Origin of the sequence: Dokdonia sp. Asnod2-E02 (genome assembly GCF_045063915.1) — a bacterium.
In the GTDB taxonomy this organism is placed as follows: domain Bacteria; phylum Bacteroidota; class Bacteroidia; order Flavobacteriales; family Flavobacteriaceae; genus Dokdonia.
In genome coordinates this window covers 1,703,820-1,720,845 of the sequence record NZ_JBEFNX010000005.1, presented here as the reverse complement: position 1 = coordinate 1,720,845, position 17,026 = coordinate 1,703,820, and the positions used below count along the sequence as shown (strand labels likewise).

Sequence of the window (17,026 nt, the reverse complement as noted above, 5' to 3'; positions counted from 1 at the left end):
AGGACAAAGCAATAATCTTGCATAAAGTGTTGATAGGCAAGATTATTGTAGACAAAATAGAACATTCTTAAAACATAATAAAATAGTACTTTAGAGGTTGCTATAAAGAGAATACCTATAATGATGAACAGGTTTGAAAAGATAGAGAGGAAGTTAGAAGGTTTTATTAAGAAGTATTACACAAATGAGTTGCTTAAAGGCGTGATTTTGTTTTTTGCTTTTGGGGTCTTATATTTTTTACTCACCCTCTTAATTGAATATTTCTTTTGGCTCAGTCCTGCAGGTCGTACCGTTTTATTTTGGGTTTTTATTCTTGTAGAAATAGCACTTCTCGCCAAATTCATTTTACTACCACTATCTAGACTTTTTAAACTCTCAAAGGGAATTAACTACAAAGATGCTGCGAGTATAATAGGTAATTATTTTCCAGAGGTAAGTGACAAACTTATAAACACATTACAGTTACACAAAGATGCTGGAGACTCAGAACTTATGCTGGCGAGCATAGCACAAAAAAGTGAAGAGCTAGAGCCGGTACCTTTTAAGCTAGCCATAGATTTTAAAAAAAATAGTAAGTACTTAAAGTATGCTGCCATCCCGATTGTGGTATTTCTTATCGCAAACTATGCAGGTAAGGAAAAGGTATTTTCTTCTAGCTATGAGCGTGTTGTAAACTATAATGAAGCTTATGAGCCACCAGCTCCTTTTTCTTTTTATGTGGTAAATGAAGATTTACAAGCTATAGAGAATAAAGATTTTGAACTTAGAGTACGTACCGTAGGAGACGTAATTCCGGAGGAGGCAAGTATACGCTTTAACGATGAGGTTTATTTTTTACAACAAACAGCTCCAGGAGAGTATAGTTATGTTTTTGAGCAACCTACAGAAGATGTGACCTTTAGCCTTCAAGGTAATAAGGTGGTTTCTCAACCTTATGATCTTGAGACACTTAGAGTTCCGGTACTACTTGATTTTGAGATGGTTATAGATTATCCTAATCACACTAATAAGCGCACAGAACGTATTAAAAATACTGGAAATGCAATTATTCCAGAAGGCTCAAACGTGAGCTGGGAGTTACGTACAAGACAAACTGATAATGTAGATCTTGTGCTTAAGGATACGATTATTTCTTTCGCTTTAAGCGAAAATAAAAACAACAGCACATCTTACAGCACCTCTAAGCGTATTTATAATAATACGAGCTACGAGGTAAGTACGAGCAATGCAAGATTAAAAAACTATGAAAGCCTTGCCTATAACTTACAAGTTATAAAAGATCAATACCCTCAACTATTACTAGAGGCAAAAAGAGATACAGTAAACGAACAACAAAACTATTTTTACGGTAAAGTAAGTGATGACTATGGATTAACTAAGTTGCAAATCGTGTATTACCCGTCTGAAACTGAAGTAAAGCAATATAAGACTATTGCTATATCAAACGGTAATGTAGATCAATTTGTTTATGCCTTTCCTGATAATCTTGACTTGCGGGAGGGTGTAAATTATGAGTATTATTTTGAGGTTTTTGATAATGATGCTGTTCATAATTACAAGAGCACAAAGAGTACAATTTTTAGCTACACAAAACTCACAGAGGATGAACTCAAAAACAAACAACTAGAGCAACAACAAAAATCAATTAGTAATCTAGACAAGTCTTTACAAAAGATGAAGGAACGAGAGGAGGAGCTCAAAGAAATCTCTCGTACTCAAAAGGAGAAAAAGGAACTTACCTTTAATGATCAAAAAAAGCTAGACAATTTCTTAAAGCGACAACAGCAGCAAGAAGAAATGATGAAAGACTTTTCTAAACAACTTAAAGAAAATCTGGATGAGTTTCAAAAGGAAGAAGAACAAACAGATGAGGACAAAGAGAGGTTAAAGGAACGTCTCGAACGTCAAGAAAAAAAGGCGAAGGAAAATGAAAAACTTCTCAAAGAGTTACAAGAGCTGCGAGAAAAAATGCCAAAAGAAGAGCTCTCAGAAAAGCTAGAGGAATTAGAAAAACAGAATAAAAATAATAAGCGCAACCTTGAGCAAATGGTTGAACTTACAAAGAGATATTACGTTCAAAAAAAGGCCGAGCAAATTGCAAATGATTTACAAAAGCTTGCAGAAAAACAAGAAGCATTAAGTAAAAAGGAAGGAGCAGAAAATACCAGTGAGCAACAGCAACAACTTAATGAAGAATTTAAAAATCTAGAGGAAGCGCTTAAGGATCTTGAAAAAGAAAATCAAGAACTTAAAAAGCCAATGGATATTCCGGGGGATGAGCAAAAGCAAGAAGAAATTGAAGAAGAGCAACAAGGGGCTTCACAAGAATTAGAAAATCAAGAACAGCAACAACAACAAAGTGGGCAGCCTCAAGACACATCTGCAGCACAGAAAAAACAAAAAAAGGCAGCAGATAAAATGAAGCAAATGAGCCAGTCTATGCAGTCACAAATGCAAATGTCTGGTGAGGAAGCATTAGAAGAGGATGCAGAGATGCTTAGACAGATACTTGATAATCTATTAGTTTTTAGTTTTGAAGAAGAAGTCGTGATGATGAACTTTAGAAGTATGGATGATAAAAATCCTAACTATGCTAAAAAGCTAAGACGCCAGAATGTTTTAAAACAGAATTTTGAGCATATAGATGATAGTCTTTATGCATTATCATTACGTCAACCTAAGCTTGATGAGGTAATAAACGAGTCACTAGTAGACATAGATTATAATATGAATAAGGCGTTAGAGCGTCTTGCAGAAAATCAAATTATACAAGGAGTAAGCAGCCAGCAATATGTTATTACTGGAGCAAATGAACTTGCAGACCTTCTGAGCCAGTCTCTTGATGATATGCAAAATGCTATGATGTCTAGCAAGGGCTCTGGAAAAGGCAAAGGTGCTGGTGTAGGTTCTGGCGGTGGTGGCGGTGAGCAATTGCCAGACATCATACAAAGTCAGGAAGAGCTCAACAAAAAAATGGGAGAGGGAAAAAAACCTGGTGAAGGTAAAGATGGTGAGGATGGTGATGGCAAGGAAGGCGGAGAAAAGGCAGGTGGCGATAAACCAGGTGGTGAAGAAGGTGAAGGAAAAGGAGGGGAGCAACCTGGATCTAATGGAGAAGGCGGAAAAGAAGGTGAAGGAAAAGGTGGTCAAGGAGGCAGTAAAGAATCAAGTAATGGAGATAAAGATGGTGAAGGAGAAGGTTCTGGTAATGGCGAAGGTGAAAATAGTGGGGATGAGTATGAGCAAGGATTGCTTTATGAAATTTACAAGGAACAGTCTAGATTAAGACAGCAGTTACAAGATGCAATTGAGCGTGAAGGTCTAGGTGATGACGCAAAAAAACTTGTAAAGGATATGCAGAAAGTTGAAGAGCAATTATTAGACAAAGGATTTAGTAATGAGACTATGCAGAATATGACTAAACTTAAGCACGAATTATTGAAGCTCAAGGAAGCCACTTTTCAGCAAGGTCAAGAAGAAAAACGTGAGGCAAATACAAATCTTAAGAGTTTTTCAAATCCCGTAAATAGTGCTTTAGAAAAAGCGAAAAAATATTTTAATACAACAGAAATTCTTAACCGTAACGCACTTCCTCTTAAAGAAGAATATAAGCGTAAGGTGCAAGATTATTTTCAGAAGAGCGATGATAGAATTTAATAGTACAAATGATTTTGAGTTAGTTAATCCAGAACAAATCATTACTTGGTTAGAAGGAGTTATTAGTGCAGAAATGAAGATTGTCGGTGAGCTTAATTACATCTTTTGTGATGATGCTTATTTACATAAAATCAATGTAGACTTTCTTGACCACGATACATTTACAGATATCATTAGCTTTGACTATACTCAAGGCAATGTAGTAAGCGGCGATATGTATATCTCTGTAGAGCGAGTAGAGGAGAATGCTCAAGATTTTAATTGCTCTTTTAGAGACGAATTAAGCCGTGTTATGGTACACGGTATACTTCACTATTGCGGTTATAAAGATAAGAGTACAGAAGAGGCGAAGCTTATGCGTAGTAAGGAGAATACCTATTTAGCATTGCGTTAAGTAGTAATTTTCTTACAATTACAATTTTCAATAGTTTTGGCTTCTTATAACCTTAACTCTGTAAGTGATTAAAACTATTTATCTTTGCACGATTTTCTGTTAGGGTAATCACGCTTTCGCGAAAGCGTAATACAAAGTGTTCAATAAAGGACACGTTTAATGTTCCACGTGAAACAATGAGTTTATTTCAAGATACATATGATGTAATTGTAGTTGGTGCAGGTCACGCAGGTTGTGAAGCTGCTGCCGCTGCTGCAAATATGGGAAGTTCTACGCTTCTTGTAACAATGAATCTACAAACCATCGCCCAGATGAGTTGTAATCCAGCTATGGGTGGTATTGCAAAAGGGCAGATTGTAAGAGAGATTGATGCATTAGGAGGATATAGTGGTATTGTGTCTGACAAGACAGCAATACAATTTAAGATGCTCAATAAATCAAAAGGTCCTGCTATGTGGTCACCACGAGTGCAAAGTGATCGTATGCGATTTGCAGAGGAGTGGAGATTGCGTCTAGAGGGAACACCTAATCTTGATTTTTATCAAGAGATGGTGAGCGGACTTCTAGTAGAAAATAACAAGGTAGTTGGTGTAACCACTTCTTTAGGTATTAAAGTAAGAGGTAGATCTGTAGTGCTCACAAATGGTACTTTTTTAAATGGACTTATCCATATAGGTGAGAAACAATTTGGAGGAGGTAGAGCTGGTGAAAGAGCAGCTACTGGTATCACAGAACAACTATTGGATTTTGGTTTTGATTCTGGTAGAATGAAGACAGGAACACCACCTCGTGTGGATGGTAGATCATTAGATTTTTCCAAAATGATTATCCAGCCAGGAGATGACGTTCCAGAGAAGTTTAGTTATAGTAAAGAGACAAGCCCGCTTACTAATCAGCGTCCTTGTCATATGAGTTATACTTCGCCAGAGGTACACGATTTATTGCGTGAAGGTTTTGATCGTTCTCCTATGTTTAATGGTAGAATTAAATCTCTCGGACCAAGGTATTGTCCGTCTATAGAAGATAAAATTAACCGCTTTGCAGATAAGGATAGACATCAGTTATTTGTTGAGCCAGAAGGTTGGGATACCTGTGAGATTTACGTAAATGGATTTTCAACATCTCTTCCAGAAGATGTACAATTTAAAGCTTTGCGTAGTGTAGCTGGTTTTGAAAATGTAAAATTTTTCCGTCCAGGTTATGCGATAGAGTATGATTATTTTCCGCCTACACAGCTTAAGCACACCTTAGAAACGAAGCTTGTGAGCGGGCTATATTTCGCGGGTCAGATTAATGGAACAACGGGATATGAAGAAGCCGCTTCTCAAGGTCTTATGGCGGGTATGAATGCACACTTAAAAGTACACGATCAAGAGCCATTTACGTTACAACGTGACGAGGCTTATATAGGTGTTCTTATAGATGATCTTATTACAAAAGGTACAGAAGAGCCATATAGAATGTTTACTTCTCGTGCAGAGTATAGAACCTTGTTAAGACAAGATAATGCAGACGAGCGTCTCACTCCACGATCACATAAAGTAGGTCTAGCATCTGAGGAGCGTCTTGCGACAATGGAAAAAAAGCGCGAGCAATCTGACAATCTAGTTAAGTTTTTTGAGGATACAAGTATACTTCCAGAGGAGGTAAATGATATATTAGAAGAACGAGGGTCTTCCCCTATGCGACAATCTGATAAGATGTTTAAGGTTTTCTCAAGACCTCAAATACATCTAGAGGATATGAAGCAGTTTAAAAAGGTTGCAGCATATATTGACGAGCATAGTCTTGAGCGTGATGTGTTAGAACAAGCAGAAATTAAAGTAAAGTATGCTGGTTATATTGCAAAAGAAAAAGCAAACGCAGATAAGCTTCAACGTCTAGAGAATATCAAAATTCCAGATAATTTTGATTACTCAAAGCTTAAATCATTATCATTTGAAGCTAGAGAAAAGTTATCTAAAATTAGACCTACTACAATTTCTCAAGCATCACGAGTGAGTGGAGTTTCTCCTTCAGATATAAGTGTGATGTTAGTTTATATGGGAAGGTAATTTTAGTTTTCTTTTCGTTCCACGTGAAACAATTTTAATGAAAAAGGATTTTAAAGTTAAAGATCATTCTGTAACAGGAGAAGAATTTGTGCTTACATATGATGAGAAATTACATATGTATTACACGATGCCAAAACCTACTTTGGGAAGTTTACCTTCATATTATGAAAGTGATGATTATATATCCCATACAGATGGTAAACGTTCTTTATTTGAAATTGCTTATCAAACGGTAAAGGGAATTACGCTTTCGCGAAAGCGTAAACTCCTCAAAAAATATCACCCATCTTTGGGTCGTGTTTTAGATATCGGTGCTGGAACTGGAGATTTTTTAGAACATCTGTCTAAGCATAACTGGAATACTTCTGGAATTGAACCTAGCATAAAAGCCAAATCATTAGCTCAAAAAAAAGGACTCAAATTAAAATCTACTATTGAAGAAGTAGGGGAGGAGCAATTTGATGTGATTACAATGTGGCACGTTTTAGAACACGTTTATGATCTGCAAGGACAAATAGATTGGCTTAAAAAACATCTTACTACAAATGGAACTGTGTTTATAGCTGTTCCAAATTTTGAATCTTATGATGCGTCTCATTATAAAGAATTTTGGGCTGCATATGATGTACCTCGTCACCTATATCATTTTTCTGAGCAATCCATAAAAATGTTATTTGAATTAAGTGATTTAAAACTGGTAGAAGTTTTACCTATGAAGTTTGATGCTTTTTACGTGAGCCTACTTTCTGAAAAATATACAACTGGTAAGATGAATTATTTTAAGGCTCTTACTACTGGTCTACGCTCAAACAGGAGAGCAAAAGCAAATGGAGGTTACTCTTCTCAAATTTATGTCTTAAAACACGCTTAAAATTAAAATAAGCCGTTTTAAGAGCGTTTTGTTGGTTTGGTCTTGTCTGTGTATGTAATTATTGTAAAAACTAACTTAAGGCACCTTTTAAGAGGTGCTTTTTAATAGGGATTTCTTATTGATAATTTATTTATTGATTGTTTTTTGTTATTATCTCGTGTTTTGACACATTTATAGCGTGCAATGTTCCACGTGAAATAAAATAAGAGGATTTGAAAATTTATGCATCCATATAACTTGTAGATTTTAAAATGTTAGAATGTTATGGATTCTCAGTATTTTCGCCGCAATTAATTAATAACACACAATGAAAAAAATAGGAGTATTACTAGTTGCAGCAATGATGGCTGTTGCGTGTCAAACAGAGAAGACTGGTTTTGTAGATACTGAAGAGCTACTTACAGAATATGCAGAGCTTAAAGAAGCAAAAGAGCGTTTTACAAAAGAAAACGACGAGATTATGGCAGATCTTGAACTTAAGATCAAAGCTTATCAAATCAAAGAAGATCTTTTTAGAAAAAACGGACCTTCTATGTCTCGTAAGAAGCAAGAGCAACAATACAATGAGTTAGGAGCCGAAGCACAACAGTTACAACAAGAACGCCAGGCAAGAATAGGAAAGCTACAAGTAGAGAGCCAAGAGGTAATAGACTCTCTTATTACTAAGGTTAAAACTAAAGTTAAGGATTACGGTAAGGCAAATGGATACTCATACATTTATGGGTCTAATGATGCTGGAAGTGTTCTTTTTGGGAAAGAAGAATTAGATCTTACAAAGACTATTCTTAAAGAAATGAATGACAATTACACCACAAAGGAGTAAATAAAGTCTATTTAGTATACTTAAAGCGGTGAGAAATCACCGCTTTTTTTATGCTCAAAAATTATTAATAATAGATTATCACATTCGTTTCAGTCTAAATTACTGCGTGAGTAAAATTGAATATCTGTATTTCTCTTTAAGATTGTGGCATTAGAGACATAATATTTTACTTGTAAAATATGAAGAAGTAGGCTTCAGATATTAATTTATTAGGGATTTTTTTAGAAATATTATAAGCTAATTTTTCAGGTGTTTAATTGAATTTAGACCTCAGTGTAAGCTATGATTTATCTTAAATTATTGATTGTTTTGTAACCTATTTGAAATCATAAATAGAGCGTATATTGCTCGTTATTTTATGATGTTTTATCACTGTAATATAATCTACTTTTAACTAACAAAATTGATCCTTAATGAGGGTGTGTTTTGTGTGTAAATTTATCTGAGGGCTAGTCATATTTTTAGCTTGTGAATGTTGTTATGCTATGTTCAATTTAGTTGAACCGGTGTGATGGAGTAAACCAGGCTATGCCTTTTTAAATATTGTGGTGAGTAATCTTCCTAAGGCGAATTGATTTCCTAAGGTATTTAGACTAAATATTATTTTAGCTTAATCTAAAAATATGTAATAAATTGATTTATTGACTCTTGCGATGTAATAATCTAGTGAGTTTAATAGAGAGATCAGTAAGGATAATCTTTGCATTACCGTTGCGCTCTATGTGATATTCGGCATCTTGTATGGCTTCTACAATGGGAAGTATATTGTTATTATGCACAAATGGAGCAAACTTAGAAAGATCAAATCCCGTCTCTGGTTCCATAAAAACAAGGTCATTTGCCTTGTAGTTTTTAAGCAAAGCCTGGCGGAAAAACTGGACACAATATTCAAGGAAATTTTTCTGTGTCTCACGACCAGATTTTGCTATCTCCTCGCTCCAAGATATAAGGCCTAAAACGGCTTCTTTTTTACCCTTTGCTTGGAAGGCTGTGCGTACCCAAGTAACGAACCATTTTTCAAATTGTATATCATCTCCATCGTGATGTAAAAGATGCAATGCTTGTTGATAATCACCTTGTGCTTGATGTGCAATTTTATTTGCTTCGGCTTCTGGTGTATTGTGTTTTGTAATTAGTGCTTGTGCAATTTGAGGTTCGCTTAGTTTCGGAAATGTGAGAACTTGACATCTTGACTTTATAGTGTCTATGATACTGTCTTCATTTTCGGCAATGAGGATAAATAGGGTTTGTGCAGGTGGCTCTTCAAGAAGCTTGAGTAATTTATTTGAAGCGGCGGTGTTCATTTTATCTACAGACCAAATGATCATTACTTTATATCCACCTTCATAAGCTTTAAGCGCAAGGGACTTATTAATATCTGCAGCTTCATTTACACCTATTTGACCTTGCTTTTTTTCAATACCTAGGTGCTGATGCCATTCAAAAAGGTCTCCATACGGGTTCTCTTTTATAAAAGAGCGCCACTGTTTCATAAAATGACTAGATACGGGATGGCTTTTTACTTCTGGCGTGGTAGCGACTGGAAAGGCAAAATGTAAATCTGGATGAGATAAATTTTCAAATTTTAAATTGCAATCTGGCGCGCCAGAGTTGTTTTCGCCTTGAGCGTTATTACATAAAATATATTGGGCATAAGCAATGGCCATAGGTAAGACACCTGTGCCAGCAAGGCCTACAAATAGTTGAGCGTGAGCAATACGACCTGCATCTACACTTGTAGTGAGGTGATTTTTAATAAAATCTTGCCCTATAACGTTTGAGAACAGCATAGCGCCAAATATAAAGGAATCACCGCATTTATTATCCTCTGTATCCATTATATTTGCTAGTAAAACCAACGGATATGATCACAGTAGACGACTTTAATTTTGAGAATAAGAAAGCACTCATACGTGTAGATTTTAATGTACCTCTTGATGAGGAAGGTAATATCACAGATACTACCAGAATAGAGGCTGCAAAACCTACTATTTTAAAAATTCTTGAGGATGGCGGTTCGGCTATTTTAATGTCGCACTTGGGACGTCCTAAAAATGAAGAAGAGGAGTTTTCACTATCTCAAATATGTAGTACTGTCTCTGAGATTATAGGGGTAGAAGTAAACTTTGTAGATAATTGTGTGGGTGATAAAGTAACGCAGGCAGCTCAAGACCTTGAGATGGGTAAGATTTTACTATTAGAAAATCTACGCTATCACAGTGAGGAAACTGCAGGTGATGAAGAGTTTGCAAAGCAATTAAGCACTCTAGGAGATATTTATGTAAATGACGCTTTTGGTACAGCGCACCGTGCACACGCATCTACTACAGTAGTTGCTCAATTTTTTCCAGATGCTAAGTGTTATGGATATTTACTAGCAAAAGAGATAGAGAGTCTTGATCGCGTGCTTAACAATAGCGAGAAACCAGTACTTGCTATACTAGGAGGATCTAAGGTGTCTTCAAAAATCACTGTAATCGAAAACATACTTGATAAAGTAGATGAGATGATTATAGGTGGTGGTATGGCATTTACGTTTATTAAGGCACAGGGAGGACAGATAGGAAACTCTATTTGTGAGGATGATAAAATGGACCTTGCGCTTGATATACTTAAGCAAGCAAAAGAAAAAGGTGTACAGATACATATACCTGTCGATGTTATTGCTGCAGATGATTTTGCAAACGATGCAAATACAAAAGTGAGTGACATCACAGCTATAGAAGATGGATGGCAAGGATTAGATGCGGGACCCGCTTCTCGCGAAAATTTTGATGCTGTTGTAAAAAGAGCAAAAACCATACTTTGGAACGGACCTCTAGGCGTTTTTGAGATGGAAACATTTGCAGGAGGTACTATTGCACTAGGCCATAGTATTGCAGAGTCTACTCAAAACGGAGCGTTCTCACTTGTAGGTGGTGGTGATAGTGTTGCTGCTGTAAAGCAATTTGGTTTTGATTCAAAAGTAAGTTATGTCTCTACCGGAGGAGGAGCAATGCTAGAAATGCTAGAAGGTAAAACACTACCAGGTATAGCAGCGATTAAAGCATAATGACAACACATAAATTTTTAAAAGCCACCCTAAGCGGTGGCTTTTTTAATGACTTATAGTGAGTAATTGCTATAATAAACACAAGTGAATTCTTTAATAAATATTCCTTGTTCTCATAATATATTTCCTTAAACCGTTAAGGTCTTCCCTTATTTTTAAAACCATACGATTTTCTCGTATCTTTCGTTTCTTGACTATGACCCAAATGAACATAAAAAATAATCTTTTCTTGCTTTGCTCTCTAGCGCTAGGTGCACTATCGTTACAAGCACAAGACACATTATCATACGAGGCTTACAAGCGCAAGCAACCGGCTAGTAATCAAGTAAAGACTCAGGTATTGCAACCGGATACAATTACTATAATAAATGAGGTGAAGGCAAATGTAGTATCTCAAGACCTACCTCAAACGGTTATTGCTACTCAGGTAAAAGATTCAATAACATTTAGGCTAGAAGATGAGCCACAGGCAGCACTCATAGATATGCGCTGGCGTCAAGAACTTGCCAGAATGGATCTTTATGACTCTATAAATGCTATAAGAAACAGCCAGACCTATCTACCAGAGGTAAGGCTTGAGTTACCCACAGATACTTTAAAAAAGCGACTTGCAGCCATAAATGCACGCACACCTTTTAATGTAGAGTATAATCCCTCACTAGAGAGCGTGATAAACCGTTATTTAAAACGTCATAAACCTACTATGGAGAAGTTAATGGCTGTGAGCCAGTTTTACTTCCCTATGTTTGAAGAACGACTAGACAGGTATGACATTCCTCTTGAGATGAAGTATCTCGCTATTGTAGAGAGTGCATTAAGACCTAGAGCAAAATCTAGAGTAGGAGCAACAGGTCTCTGGCAATTTATGTTTGCAACTGGTAAGATGTTTGATCTAGAGGTAAACAGTTATGTAGATGACCGTATGGATCCTATCGCTGCAACAGAGGCGGCTTGTGCCTACTTATCGCAACTATATAATATACACGGCGACTGGGACCTTGCCCTAGCATCTTACAACTCTGGCCCTGGTAATGTTTCTAAAGCCATAAGACGCTCTGGAGGTTATAAAAATTACTGGAATATACGCCAGAATTTACCTAGAGAAACCGCAGGATACGTACCAGCATTTCTAGCAACAATGTACCTTTTTGAATATGCAGATGAGCACGGCTACACTCCAGAAAAAGCACCCGTAAATTACTTTGCGACAGACACGATACACGTGAAACAAACTATTGCGCTAGACCAAGTATCTAGCATTGTGGGCGTACCTCTTGAGATTGTACAGTTCTTAAACCCGCAATACAAGTTGGACATCATTCCTGTGATAGAAAATAAGAAGTATTATGTGAGACTACCTATAGAGAGCGTAGGTAAGTTTGTCCAAAATGAGGCAGCTATTTACGCTTTCGCGAAAGCGGAATTAGACAAAAGAGAAAAACCTTTACCAGAGGTACTAGCGGCGAGCTCGCAAGTAAGATACCGCGTGCGTAGTGGTGATTACCTTGGTAAAATTGCAAATAAATATGGCGTGCGTGTAAGCCAGATCAAAAAGTGGAACAACCTGCGATCTAACGCACTTAAAATAGGGCAGCGACTCACAATATACCCTAGAAAACCAGTGACTAATAATGCTGTTGCGAGCAAGAAGAAAAGTGTCTCTCTTAGAGGGAAAAAGACCTATACCGTTCAAAATGGAGATTCCCTCTGGAAGATTGCAAATAAATTTCCAGGAGTAAGTGTTGAGAATATCAAAGTTTGGAACGATATTAGTAGCTCTAAACTCAAACCAGGAATGAAATTGCGTGTGTCAAAATAACTAGTTATGAAAACTCTTCTGTACGTCTTATGTTTTTGTATTGTGAGTGTGAGTATCGCTCAAGAGACTATACTTGAACCTGTAGATGTAGAGAACACTTCAAAAAAAGATTCGGTATACGAGTATCTATTACAACACTATAAACCTATTTCTGATAAAGAACCCATCCTGTCAGACGGTGTGGTAGATTGTGGTTTTACACAAATATTTGAAAACGGGTTGAGCTATGAGAAGCGCAACTGTGCAGATGCATACCTTGCTAGTGGTGAAGTGCTTACCGTTACAAATCCAGACAGAACATCAATAGTAAAATGGGTTGAGTCTCTCAATGCTATTTTTACAGAGCATAAAGGACACAACGGCTGGAATTTTGATCAGTCAGAATACAGGCCACTGTCTAATGTACCAGGCGCATTTTTTGAAATTTATAGATATAAAAACAGTACCAGCATCTTAGTAATGTCAGGATGTTAGAAAAAATTAAATAAAATGATTAAAAAAGTATTTTTAAGCTTAGTAACAGCAACTATTCTATTTTCTTGTTCTAATGGAGACGGTAAGAGAATCTTAACAGAGTCTGTAGGTAACATAAATAACGTAAAAGTAGTACTTACTAAAGATCAATGGCAGGGCACTATAGGAGACGCGCTAAGAGACGTTCTTGCAGATCCGGTATATGGATTACCTAGAGAAGAACCTAAGTTCTCTATAGACCAGATACCGCCAGAAGCTTTTGGTGACTTTTTACTTAAGAATAGAATCTTTGTACAGATTAAACCGGCAGACAGTGCGACTGTAACTATTGTAAATGATAAGTATGCCCGCCCACAAACAGGTATTATTATTACAGGCAAGAGCGAGACACAAATTGCAAACCTTATCATAGATAATGAAGAGAAGATTGTAACTGCGCTTAAAAATCAAGAACTGGTAGCAAACCAGCGCCGTATTAAAAAAGCACTCAAGAACACAGACTCTTTGCGCAAGACCTTTGGTGTACGATTCAATTTTCCAAATGCATATCGTTATGCAGAGCAAAAGCCAGATATTTTTTGGATTCGTAAGGATTTAAAACGTAGCGGTAATATGAACATAACGGTATACGAAGTACCCCTTCAAGCCATAGATAAAGATACACTTACGATAAAAAATATCATACGTATGCGTGACTCTATAGGTGGTAAAAAAATACCTGTAGATGATGGCCGTTTTATAACAGAGAGAGCATTCTCACCATACTTACAAGAGACGGAGATAGATGGCAAGTTTGCTTACGAGACTAAAGGAACGTGGGAGGTAGATGGTCGTTATATGGCTGGACCCTTTGTAAATTATGCAATACGTGATGAAGAAAACGGGCGATACCTCATACTAGAAGGTTTTATATTCTCACCTTCTCAAGACCAGCGTGATAATATGTTTGAGCTAGAGAGTATATTAAAAACGGCTAAGTTGAAGTAGGTTTTTAATCACGCTTTCGCGAAAAACAAGTGATACACACAAAAAACCGCATAACTAAAGGAGCTATGCGGTTTTTTATATAGTATAAAACTAGATTTTATTTTTTCTCTTCTATAAGATCGTCATCTTCATCTTTTGATGCTTTCTTAAATTCTTTAATACCGCCTCCTAAGCCGCGCATCATTTCAGGGATTTTTTTACCTCCAAAAAGTAGTAAAACCACTAATACAATAAGTCCTATTTGCCAAGGGCCTACCATTCCTAAAAGTATACTTAATGTGTTCATCATCTTCTGTTTTAGAAAAACAAAGATAGTAAGAAAACAAACATATGAACGTTAAAGTCATAAAAAGGACATAATAAGGAGCTTTGTAGTGTGTGATCGCAATTTTCGCGTAAGCGTAATAATAGGTCTACACTATATCACATCTAAAAAAGTATATTTGTAAATCAGATGGCAGAAAAGAAAACAAAAAAGAAGAAAATCGCAAAAAAGCTACTGCATAAGTACCGCTTAGTGATACTTAATGAAGATACTTTTGAGGAGCGTATTTCTTTCAAACTCACACGGCTTAACGTGTTTATATTGGTAGGTGTGTCTGCTATAGTACTTATAGCCTTAACCACATTACTCATTGCGTTTACACCACTTAGAGAGTATATCCCGGGGTACTCAAGCACAAAACTTAAACGTAATGCAACCTTACTAGTTGCAAAGACAGACTCGCTAGAAAATGCGATACGAGTAAACGAGCAGTACTACTCATCCATACGCAGAGTATTAAGTGGTGACGTAGCGGCACTAGAGTTTGATAGAGATTCTATACGAGATGCGGTTTTTAATGAAGAAGATATTTATGTGCTACCTAGCAAGGAAGATAGCTTGCTTAGACAAACGGTAGAGCAAGAAGATAAATACAATGTATTTGATAAAGCTGTAGAGGATACAGATTTCTCATTATTTCCGCCAGTGCAAGGGACCATTACATCTACTTATAATGCTGCCTTAAAGCATTATGCGATAGATATTGTAACAGAAAAAGATGCCCCTGTAAAAGCAGCGGCAGATGGTACGGTGATTTTTGCAGAGTGGACAGCAGAGACCGGTCACGTACTTATTATTGAGCACCCTAAAAACCTGATTACCGTTTATAAACACAACGCCTCTCTTAACAAGGAGCAAGGTGATCTTGTACAAGCGGGTGAAGTTGTGGCAACCGTAGGTAATACAGGAGAACTCACAACAGGACCACATTTACATTTTGAATTATGGAGTAATGGATACCCCATTAACCCAGTTAATTTTATTGATTTTAACTAATGTCATTAAAGTCTTTTGGCGCAAAGATTTTTGCCTCTTACATCACGGGTAAAATTAAGAAGTGGGCAGATCACCCTATAGAAACTCAACAAAAGGTTTTTGAGAAGCTCATAGATGCTGCGCAGTATACAAACTTTGGTAACGATCACCATTTTGATAAAATAAAAACCCATCAAGATTTTATAAAACACGTACCTGTAAGAGATTATGAAGCGCTTAAACCTTATGTAGATAAGATGGTTGCTGGTGAGGTAGATGTTTTATGGCCTGGAAAGCCCTTGTACTTTGCAAAAACATCTGGTACCACATCTGGAGTAAAGTACATACCCCTCACAAAAGATAGTATGAAGACGCACCCTAACAGTGCGCGTAATGCCATATTATCATATATCGCAGAGACGGGTAATACCAGCTTTGTAGATGGTAAAATGATTTTTTTACAAGGAAGCCCCATAATGACCGAAAAAAACGGCATCAAGTTAGGGCGTCTATCTGGTATAGTAGCTCACTATGTGCCTAACTATCTTCAGAAAAATAGACTTCCTAGCCTAGAGACTAACTGTATAGAAGACTGGGAGCAAAAAGTCGATAAGATTGTAGAGGAGACTATAGATCAAGATATGACCCTTATAGGAGGGATTCCGCCGTGGGTACAGATGTATTATGAGCGTCTTATCCAGAAGAGTGGTAAAACTGTGGGAGAGCTCTTTAAAAATTATCAACTCTTTGTGTATGGTGGGGTAAACTATGAGCCATACCGTCGCAAGCTAGAAGACCTTATAGGGAGAAGTGTAGACAGTATTGAGTTATATCCTGCAAGTGAAGGATTTTTTGCCTTTCAAGACTCACAGACTGAGAAAGGAATGCTCCTGCAGCTAGATAACGGAATCTTTTATGAGTTTATAAAAGCAGATGAGTTTTTTAACGAAAACCCTACAAGAATAACCCTCAAAGATGTACAGCTAGATGTAAACTATGTAATGATTATATCTACCACTGCTGGCCTGTGGGCTTATAACATAGGCGATACAGTAATATTTACCTGTCTCAAACCTTACCGTGTGATGGTCTCTGGTCGTATTAAGCACTTTATTTCGGCATTTGGGGAGCACGTGATAGGTAAAGAAGTAGAGCAGGCTATGCTTGAGGCATCTGCAGGTACAGATATCAAAGTGACCGAGTTTACCGTAGCACCACAAGTAGCTCCACAATCTGGACTGCCTTATCACGAGTGGATGATAGAATTTGAAAATGAGGGGACGGGAGATTTAAACGCTTTCGCGAAAGCGCTAGACACCTCACTACAAGCTCAAAATTCTTACTACTATGATCTTATAGAGGGTAAAGTATTACAACCTCTTAAAATCACGAGAGTGACTAAAGACGGATTTAACGAGTATATGAAATCACAGGGAAAACTGGGGGGGCAAAACAAGATCCCGAGACTCTCTAATGATAGAAAAATAGCAGATCTTCTTACAGTAAAGCAGTAACTTGCTTGTACTGAGACTAAAATAGTCTACATCCCACAAATAGTGAGATGTAAATAGTAATCATTACCTTTGACCTTTAAT

The 17,026-nt window shown here is 36.9% G+C and carries 13 protein-coding genes; 11 read left to right on the top strand and 2 right to left on the bottom strand.

Features of this window, described 5'->3' with window-relative positions; genetic code table 11:
- Positions 1–120 precede the first annotated feature (120 nt).
- From ACJJVM_RS07845 to ACJJVM_RS07825, 5 genes are all read left to right on the top strand, one after another.
- Positions 121–3,657 (top strand): hypothetical protein, encoded by a 3,537-nt coding sequence (locus tag ACJJVM_RS07845; protein ID WP_405211311.1) that lies wholly within the window; start codon positions 121–123, stop codon positions 3,655–3,657.
- Positions 3,644–4,051 carry an rRNA maturation RNase YbeY gene (ybeY, locus tag ACJJVM_RS07840; protein WP_405211310.1) on the top strand — a complete coding sequence of 136 codons (408 nt, stop codon included), beginning with the start codon at positions 3,644–3,646 and terminating at the stop codon, positions 4,049–4,051. Before ACJJVM_RS07845 ends, ybeY begins: the two co-directional genes overlap by 14 nt.
- Positions 4,052–4,227: 176 nt before the next feature.
- A complete protein-coding gene (mnmG, locus tag ACJJVM_RS07835; RefSeq protein ID WP_405211309.1) occupies positions 4,228–6,105 on the top strand; it encodes a tRNA uridine-5-carboxymethylaminomethyl(34) synthesis enzyme MnmG in 1,878 nt (625 codons plus the stop codon).
- Positions 6,106–6,142: 37 nt separating this feature from the next.
- A complete protein-coding gene (locus tag ACJJVM_RS07830; protein ID WP_405211308.1) occupies positions 6,143–6,976 on the top strand; it encodes a class I SAM-dependent methyltransferase in 834 nt (277 codons plus the stop codon).
- A gap of 307 nt (positions 6,977–7,283) precedes the next feature.
- Positions 7,284–7,799 (top strand): OmpH family outer membrane protein, encoded by a 516-nt coding sequence (locus ACJJVM_RS07825; protein ID WP_298349775.1) that lies wholly within the window; start codon positions 7,284–7,286, stop codon positions 7,797–7,799.
- 638 nt (positions 7,800–8,437) lie between these two features.
- Here ACJJVM_RS07825 and ACJJVM_RS07820 read toward each other — a convergent pair.
- Positions 8,438–9,589, bottom strand: coding sequence for an ATP-binding protein (locus ACJJVM_RS07820; protein WP_405212185.1), 1,152 nt, complete (start codon positions 9,587–9,589; stop codon positions 8,438–8,440).
- Positions 9,590–9,663: 74 nt separating this feature from the next.
- Between ACJJVM_RS07820 and ACJJVM_RS07815 the strand changes: the two genes are divergently transcribed.
- The 4 genes from ACJJVM_RS07815 to ACJJVM_RS07800 all read left to right on the top strand — a co-directional run bounded on the left by ACJJVM_RS07815 (position 9,664) and on the right by ACJJVM_RS07800 (position 14,131).
- Positions 9,664–10,851: a phosphoglycerate kinase gene (locus ACJJVM_RS07815; RefSeq protein WP_298349777.1), complete on the top strand. Its 1,188-nt coding sequence runs from the start codon at positions 9,664–9,666 to the stop codon at positions 10,849–10,851.
- Positions 10,852–11,056: 205 nt separating this feature from the next.
- Positions 11,057–12,670 (top strand): LysM peptidoglycan-binding domain-containing protein, encoded by a 1,614-nt coding sequence (locus ACJJVM_RS07810; RefSeq protein WP_405211307.1) that lies wholly within the window; start codon positions 11,057–11,059, stop codon positions 12,668–12,670.
- Positions 12,671–12,676: 6 nt separating this feature from the next.
- Entirely contained in the window at positions 12,677–13,144 is a 468-nt protein-coding gene (locus ACJJVM_RS07805) for a hypothetical protein (protein ID WP_299149342.1), read from the top strand.
- Positions 13,145–13,159: 15 nt separating this feature from the next.
- A complete protein-coding gene (locus tag ACJJVM_RS07800) occupies positions 13,160–14,131 on the top strand; it encodes a DUF4837 family protein (RefSeq protein ID WP_035326227.1) in 972 nt (323 codons plus the stop codon).
- Positions 14,132–14,228: 97 nt separating this feature from the next.
- Here ACJJVM_RS07800 and tatA read toward each other — a convergent pair whose 3' ends face one another.
- Positions 14,229–14,417 carry a twin-arginine translocase TatA/TatE family subunit gene (tatA, locus tag ACJJVM_RS07795; protein ID WP_035326230.1) on the bottom strand — a complete coding sequence of 63 codons (189 nt, stop codon included), beginning with the start codon at positions 14,415–14,417 and terminating at the stop codon, positions 14,229–14,231.
- A gap of 168 nt (positions 14,418–14,585) precedes the next feature.
- On the opposite strand from tatA, the gene ACJJVM_RS07790 reads away from it, so the two are divergent.
- Positions 14,586–15,452: a M23 family metallopeptidase gene (locus ACJJVM_RS07790; protein WP_038598168.1), complete on the top strand. Its 867-nt coding sequence runs from the start codon at positions 14,586–14,588 to the stop codon at positions 15,450–15,452.
- Positions 15,452–16,945, top strand: coding sequence for a GH3 auxin-responsive promoter family protein (locus tag ACJJVM_RS07785; protein WP_405211306.1), 1,494 nt, complete (start codon positions 15,452–15,454; stop codon positions 16,943–16,945). Before ACJJVM_RS07790 ends, ACJJVM_RS07785 begins: the two co-directional genes overlap by 1 nt.
- Positions 16,946–17,026: the final 81 nt, after the last annotated feature.